The sequence below is a fragment of the Frankia sp. Cppng1_Ct_nod genome (assembly GCF_920656135.1).
In the GTDB taxonomy this organism is placed as follows: Bacteria; Actinomycetota; Actinomycetes; order Frankiales; family Frankiaceae; genus Protofrankia; species Protofrankia meridionalis.
In genome coordinates this window covers 831-2,279 of the sequence record NZ_CAKKTK010000144.1, presented here as the reverse complement: position 1 = coordinate 2,279, position 1,449 = coordinate 831, and the positions used below count along the sequence as shown (strand labels likewise).

The 1,449-nt window shown below is 63.7% G+C and carries 1 protein-coding gene; it reads right to left on the bottom strand.

The genetic code is table 11. The features are described 5' to 3' along the window. Nucleotides 1-754, bottom strand: a 754-nt coding sequence (locus NBW77_RS21835; protein ID WP_250280275.1) for a reverse transcriptase N-terminal domain-containing protein, incomplete at its 3' end; no start/stop codon positions are given. Nucleotides 755-1,449 lie beyond the last annotated feature (695 nt).

The following is a 1,449-nucleotide window of genomic DNA, read 5'->3' as shown; positions in this document are numbered from 1 at the left end:
CGCCTTGAGGGGTGCCCTCGTCGGTCGGGGCGTACCGGTGACGATCGACCACGCCCGCCTTCAGCCAGCCTCGGATCTGTTCCTTGGCGGGAAACGTCCCGAGGATGCGAAGCAGGTGGTTGTGGTCGAGCCGGTCGAATGCCGATTTCAAGTCCGCGTCCAGGACCCACAATCTTTTGCTTTGTTCTCCGCAGAGAACCGTGTGGATGATCCGGATCGCGTCGTGGCACCCTCGGCCCGGACGGAACCCGTACTGGCGCTGGTCCATCCGGGCTTCCCACTCGGGTTCGAGCGCGTTACGTACCCGATTCTGCTGGGCACGATCGGCGATCACAGGTATCCCGAGCGGGCGTTTCCCGCCTTTCTTGGGTATGTACACCCGCCGTACGGGCAGCGCCTGCCAATGCATGGACTGGCGATGCAGACGCATCGCCAGCTCGGCCCTGGCGTGGGAAGTCAACGCGACCTTCCCGTCGATGCCCGCGGTGCGGCGGCCGGAGTTGCGCTCGCTGACCTGCCGGACGCTGACCAGCGTGTTGGCTCGGCTGCGGAGCATTAACCTTTGCAGATTGCGGACCTGTTTCCGGTCGCCTGCCTGCGCCGCCTTGAAGATCCTCTGCCGTAGTCGCCGTACCTGCTCGTTCTGTGTACGCCAGTCGACGGCGTCCCAGTCGAGTAGGTCCTCAGGTCCGTTCGCCGCGACATCCGGCGCGCGAGAGCCCACGACATCGATCGCCGTGGTTGTCGTGTCCATCGTGTTGGCGCCTAACTTGTCCGTCGGATTCAGGCTGTCTGTGGGCATGGACTCGTCAAAGGGCCACCCGGCTCATGTCAGCTCCCTTTCGGGTCCAGACACGGGTCTGGTATGCGGCCAGTTATATGGGGCGGCCATCTGGAAGGATCAGCCGTCTGCCCCACTTTCCTGTCGCCTTTCGGCATGCCACCATTCGCTTCTTGGCCGTCCTGTGCCCGCACGGGGTTCCGCCTTCCTCGCGGTCGGCCTACCGGCAGGCGGTCAGTCCTGCCGGACCGTGACGGGGTTGCCACGTTTCACACGGATGAGTCCCGGCCGGTGTCGGGTGTTCTCTATACCCCGGGGCCGTGGTGCTCTCATGGCTGACGAAAACACTTCAGCCACCACTGCCGTTTCTCAACGGCAGGCCCTAGACTCCAGTTGCACGTCCCATCTCCGGAGCTGGGAATTGACGGGGCTTCATCGAGACTTCACTTGTATTCACCCTTTCCGGCCTTCCCCTTGCCTGTAGCCAGCGGATGGAACGCCGACCCTTGGGCTTTCCCTCGGGCTCCACACCCCGCAGTTACCCGCGACGCATGCCGAAGGCGGGGACGGGCTTTGAGCACTAGCCCGGAGCGAAATCGTCGATCACTCGACCCTCCCATCGTTTCGCTCTCTCACTCCGTGCGACCTCGTGTCGCACGTTTTCTATT